Origin of the sequence: Lacisediminihabitans sp., assembly GCF_036404185.1 — a bacterium.
Classification (GTDB): domain Bacteria; phylum Actinomycetota; class Actinomycetes; order Actinomycetales; family Microbacteriaceae; genus Lacisediminihabitans.
In genome coordinates this window covers 1-4,879 of sequence record NZ_DASWPB010000215.1, presented here as the reverse complement: position 1 = coordinate 4,879, position 4,879 = coordinate 1, and the positions used below count along the sequence as shown (strand labels likewise).

Sequence of the window (4,879 nt, the reverse complement as noted above, 5' to 3'; positions counted from 1 at the left end):
CGTGCTGGACGAGTCTCCGAGGATGGAGATCGCGTTGCCGCCGACCTGGATCGGGGCGGCGATGTCGCCGACCACCTGGCTGCCGGAGACGATCCCATCGTCCCCGCCGCTGCCGGCCTCGTTCGCCGCGGTGGCGCCGAGGACCATCATGCCACCGACTGCGAGAGTGCCGTACAGCGCTCCCCACAGAATTGTTCTGTTCATGGTTCTACTGCTCCTTGACTGATTGATCGTTGATGTCCGCGGATGCGCGGGGGTCCGTATGCCGTCATAACGACGACGAGAGGACCCGATCAGTCAGGAGAGGAACCGGGATCGAGGGTGAGGGAAGTCGGAAGGGTCGAGCCCTCGAGGGACAGACCGGAGGTCAGCACCAGCGGAACCGGGAAGACCCGGGAGAATAGGGCCGCCGCGGCCTGAGGGCTGGTGCCCTCTGTAGACGACAGCGAGCCGGAGACGAGGCTGTCCTGGCCCGGCTGGAGCGGCGGTCGGGGCGTGGCCGGGCTCTCGGACGAGCTGGCGGAGCCCAGGGCTGGAATCGCCGCGGACGAGGCGGGGACGACCTCCCCCGCGTGCATGACTGCGGGAGGCAGAGCGGCCGTGGAGGAGCCGATGACGGAAGCACCACGGGAAGCGACCGTGGGAAGATCCGGCAGGGGGCCGGGCAGGGAGGATGTCGGCGGAAGAGCGCCGGCGACACCGCCCACCGCGTCACCGATGGTGCCCACCGTGCCGGTGAGCACCGCGTCGACGGGCGTGACGACCGAGGAGACCGGTGCCGGGCCGAGGCTGGTTCCCACCAGCGGAACGCCGGTGACCACCGGGTCGAGCCGGGCCGCCACGGTCGACACGGTCCCGGTGACGGTGGCCGTCAACGCGGTGGCGGTGTCGTCGATCCGGCTGAGCGTGTGAACGACCGGGGCGGCGGACGGCGCGGCCACGGCGCCACCGGGGAGGGGGACGGCCGGTGGGGAGGGTGCGGCCAGAGTCGGGGTGCGGTCCGGCGCGGGCTCCGCGGCCGATGCCGACGAGACCGCCCCGAGAACGAACCAGGCGAGGCCGAGGAACACCGCCAGGAGGAGCAGCTTCACCAGCCGGGGAATACGAGACTCCTCCGTCGCCGGCTGCACCGAATCGAGCTGCGCCGCTTCTCCCATGTCGTTCACCCCCTCGGGTTGCTCACGATGGGTGTCACGCTAGGCGCCTTCGAGGCGACTGTCTACCCCCGTACAGGGGACATCCAGCCGCCCGCTCGGCGGAATTCGGTCGGCCGCCTCCGCGGCGCCCGCTCAGCCGACGAGGGCGAGGGTCTGGCGGGCGATCTCCAGTTCCTCGTTGGTCGGCACGACCAGCACGGCGACGGGGGATCCCTCCGGGGAGATGTACCTTGCCTGCTTCGACCGCGGCTGGTTGCGCTCGTCGTCGATGTTGAGGCCGAGGAACTCCAGGCCGGCGAGGGTCTCGCGACGCAGGTCGGGGTCGTTCTCACCGACACCCGCTGTGAAGACGAGTGCGTCGAGACCGCCGAGGTGGGCGATGTAGGCGCCGATGTACTTGCGCAGACGGTGACGGTAGACGGCCATCGCGGCCACGGCCGCCTCTTCGCCGCGCTCCGCGGCCTCGGAGACGAACCGCATGTCGCCGTTGCCGGTGAGTCCAAGCATCCCGCTCTTGCGGTTGAGCAGCACGTCGATCTCGTCGAAGCCGAGCCCGGCCTGCCGGTGCAGGTGCACGAGGACGGCGGGGTCGATGTCACCCGACCGGGTGCCCATGACCAGGCCCTCGAGCGGGGTGAGTCCCATGCTCGTCTCGATCGAGCGACCGCCGTCGATGGCCGCGGCGGATGCGCCGTTGCCGAGGTGGAGCACGATGATCTTCAAGGACTCGAGCGGGCGTCCGAGGAACAGGGCCGCCTGCTCCGACACGTACTTGTGCGAGGTACCATGGGCGCCGTAACGACGAATCTGGTGCTTCTCGGCGAGCGCGGTGGGGATGGCGTAGGTGTATGCCTCGGGCGGCATGGTCTGGTGGAAGGCCGTGTCGAAGACGACGACATGGGGCACGTCCGGCAGGGCGGCCTTCGCCGCACGGATGCCGAGCAGATTGGCGGGGTTGTGCAGCGGGGCGAGGGCGCCCAGCTCCTCGATCTGCTTCTCGACCTCGTCGGTGACGAGCGTCGCCTTGTCGAACAGGGCGCCACCCTGGACCACGCGGTGGCCGACCGCGACGATGCTGTGGTCGTTGCCGAGGGCCTCGAGGACGTGACGGAGACCGGTCTCGTGGTCCGGGACATCCGATCCCTCTTCACCGATGCGCTCGACGAGGCCGCTCAGGACGGCGGTCTCTGTCTCGATGTCGATGAGCTGGTACTTGATGGAGGACGAGCCGGAGTTGACGATGAAGATCTGGGTCATGAAGGAACGCTTTCTGATGCGAGGTCGAGGGTCTGGGCCTGGATGGCTGTGATGGCGACCGTGTTGACGATGTCCTGGACGAGGGCACCGCGGGACAGGTCGTTGATCGGCTTGCGGAGACCCTGAAGAACTGGTCCGATCGCGATCGCGCCCGCGCTGCGCTGCACGGCCTTGTAGGTGTTGTTGCCCGTGTTGAGATCGGGGAAGACGAACACCGTCGCCCGCCCGGCAACCTCGGAACCCGGCATCTTCGTCTTGCCGACCGAGGCATCCACCGCGGCGTCGTACTGGATCGGGCCGTCGACCTTGAGGTCGGGGCGGCGCTCGTGCACGAGCTCCGTCGCGGCACGCACCTTGTCGACATCCGCACCGGCACCGGATGCCCCCGTGGAGTAGGAGAGCATGGCGACCCGCTGCTCGATCCGGAACTGAGCGGCCGTCGTCGCCGAGGAGATGGCGATGTCGGCGAGCTGCTCGGCGTTCGGATCGGGGTTCACGGCGCAGTCGCCGTAGACCAGCACGCGGTCCTCGAGGCACATGAGGAACACGCTGGAGACGACGGAGACGCCGGGATTCGTCTTGATGATCTCGAAGCTCGGCCGGATGGTGTGCGCGGTCGTGTGCGTCGCGCCGGAGACCATGCCGTCGGCAAGTCCCAGGTGCACCATCATCGTCCCGAAGTAGGAGACGTCGGCGACGCGCTCGCGCGCCTCCTCGAGCTGCACGCCCTTGTGGGAGCGCAGACGGACGTACTCCTGGGCGAAACGCTCGAGGAGCTCGGGATCGCGGGGGCTCAGGATGGCCGCCGCCCCGATGTCGAGACCGAGCTCGGTGGCGCGCGAACGGATCTCGCCCTCGTCGCCGAGGATGGTCAACCGGGCGACACCGCGGCGCAGCAGGGTACTCGCGGCACGCAGGATGCGGTCGTCCTCCCCCTCCGGCAGCACGATGTGCTGCGGCTTCGAGCGGGCCCGGTCGAGCAGGTCGTACTCGAACATGAGCGGCGTCACGACGTCGGAACGGCTCACGTCGAGCAGCTTGAGGAGAACGGCGGAGTCCACGTACTGCTCGAACAGGGCGAGCGCGGTGTCGTACTTGCGCTGCGAGTCCGCGGCGAGGCGGCCCCTGGTCTGGGTGATGCGCAGTGCGGTCTCGTAGGTGGTCAGCGAGTTGCGGATGATCGGCAGCGAGTTGTCGAAGCCGTCGATGAGGCGGGCGATCTGCGGCAGCAGGTCGAATCCTCCGTTGAGGATGATGCCGGCGAGCGAGGGGAAGGTCTCCGAGGCGTTCGCCATGAGGACGGCGAGCAGAACGTCGGCCCTGTCACCCGGCATCACGACGACGGTGCCCTCGACCAGACGGGTGAGGACGTTCTCCATCGACATGGCGGCGACGACGACACCGAGGGACTCGCGGTCCAGCATGGCCGGATCGCCCTTGATGAGGGTGCCCTCCACTGCCTCCATGATCGAGGCGACGGTTGGGGCGATGAGGAAGGGGTCCTCGGGGATGGCCCAGACCGGGACCCCGCCGCTGTCGGCGGAAAGGGCGGCGACGGCCTCGCCGAGAAGTGCCGGGTCGGTGCGGTTGATCACGACACCGATGACGGTGGCGTGGGCATTCTCCAGCTCCGGCTTGGCCAGGCTGAGCATCTGGCGCATGTCCTCCGCGGTGCGGCTGCCATGCTCGTCCGGCTGCTGGCCGCCGAGCACGAGCAGCACGGGGGCGCCGAGGTTGGCGGCGATGCGGGCGTTGTAGCCGAGCTCGGTGGGGCTGCCGACGTCCGTGTAGTCGGAGCCGACGATGACGACGGCGTCGCAACGACGCTCGACCGCCTTGTAGCGGGACACGATCTCGCTGAGCGCGGCATCCGGGTTCTCGTGCACGTCCTCGTAGCTGACGCCGATGCACTCCTCGTAGCCGAGGTCGACACCGTCGTGGGCGAGCAGCATCTCGAGGACGTAGTCACGTTCGTCGCTCGATCGAGCGACGGGGCGGAACACCCCCACTCGTTTCGCCTCGTGGCTGAGGGTATCGAGTACCCCGAGCGCTACCGTCGATTTGCCAGTATTTCCCTCAACAGAGGTGATGTAGATGCTTCGAGCCACCCGTACAGCCTAGGTGGACGGAATGAACGGCAGGTGGGTACAAAGGCCTGAAAAGAAAGACCCCTCGCGCACCCGCCAGAGCCCGGTTACCCTTGCTACGTTTCCGTCCTGGGGGAGTTGGCCTGGATGGCGCCACGCGAGGAGCCGCATCCAGTTTAGCCGGGGACGGGCCCCTCCGCAGCCCGGCCCAGAGGGACCGCAACGGAAGGCCCGCTTCTTCCCGTATGATTCTTGATGGTCGTTGCCCGTTTCGCCGGGAGCGGCCGGCCAGGAGAATTCGCCTAGTGGCCTATGGCGCACGCTTGGAAAGCGTGTTGGGTGAAAGCCCTCGGGGGTTCGAATCCCCCATTCTCCGCC

General features: G+C 68.3%; 3 protein-coding genes, 1 tRNA gene, 1 other RNA gene and 1 pseudogene. 1 reads left to right on the top strand and 5 read right to left on the bottom strand.

The features are described from left to right. From VGC18_RS15255 to ffs, 5 genes and pseudogenes are all read right to left on the bottom strand, one after another. Positions 1-204: pseudogene (locus VGC18_RS15255) on the bottom strand (hypothetical protein); the annotation flags it as partial. An 89-nt stretch (positions 205-293) separates the two neighbouring features. Further along, positions 294-1,157, bottom strand: coding sequence for a hypothetical protein (locus VGC18_RS15250; RefSeq protein WP_331098937.1), 864 nt, complete (start codon positions 1,155-1,157; stop codon positions 294-296). A 132-nt stretch (positions 1,158-1,289) separates the two neighbouring features. After that, positions 1,290-2,414, bottom strand: coding sequence for an acetate kinase (locus VGC18_RS15245; protein ID WP_331098935.1), 1,125 nt, complete (start codon positions 2,412-2,414; stop codon positions 1,290-1,292). Further along, positions 2,411-4,522 (bottom strand): phosphate acetyltransferase, encoded by a 2,112-nt coding sequence (pta, locus tag VGC18_RS15240; RefSeq protein WP_331098933.1) that lies wholly within the window; start codon positions 4,520-4,522, stop codon positions 2,411-2,413. The genes VGC18_RS15245 and pta overlap by 4 nt, the downstream gene beginning before the upstream one ends. Positions 4,523-4,574: 52 nt before the next feature. Further along, positions 4,575-4,671: signal recognition particle sRNA small type (ffs, locus tag VGC18_RS15235), an RNA gene on the bottom strand. A gap of 121 nt (positions 4,672-4,792) precedes the next feature. Here ffs and VGC18_RS15230 point away from each other — a divergent pair. After that, positions 4,793-4,877 (top strand) — tRNA-Ser (locus tag VGC18_RS15230). The last annotated feature ends 2 nt before the right edge of the window (positions 4,878-4,879 follow it).

What these genes read in the sequence shown, in the direction of transcription:
- VGC18_RS15250 (WP_331098937.1), bottom strand. Translation starts at nt 1,157, where the DNA reads ATGGGAGAAGCGGCGCAGCTCGATTCGGTGCAGCCGGCGACGGAGGAG.
- VGC18_RS15245 (WP_331098935.1), bottom strand. Translation starts at nt 2,414, where the DNA reads ATGACCCAGATCTTCATCGTCAACTCCGGCTCGTCCTCCATCAAGTAC.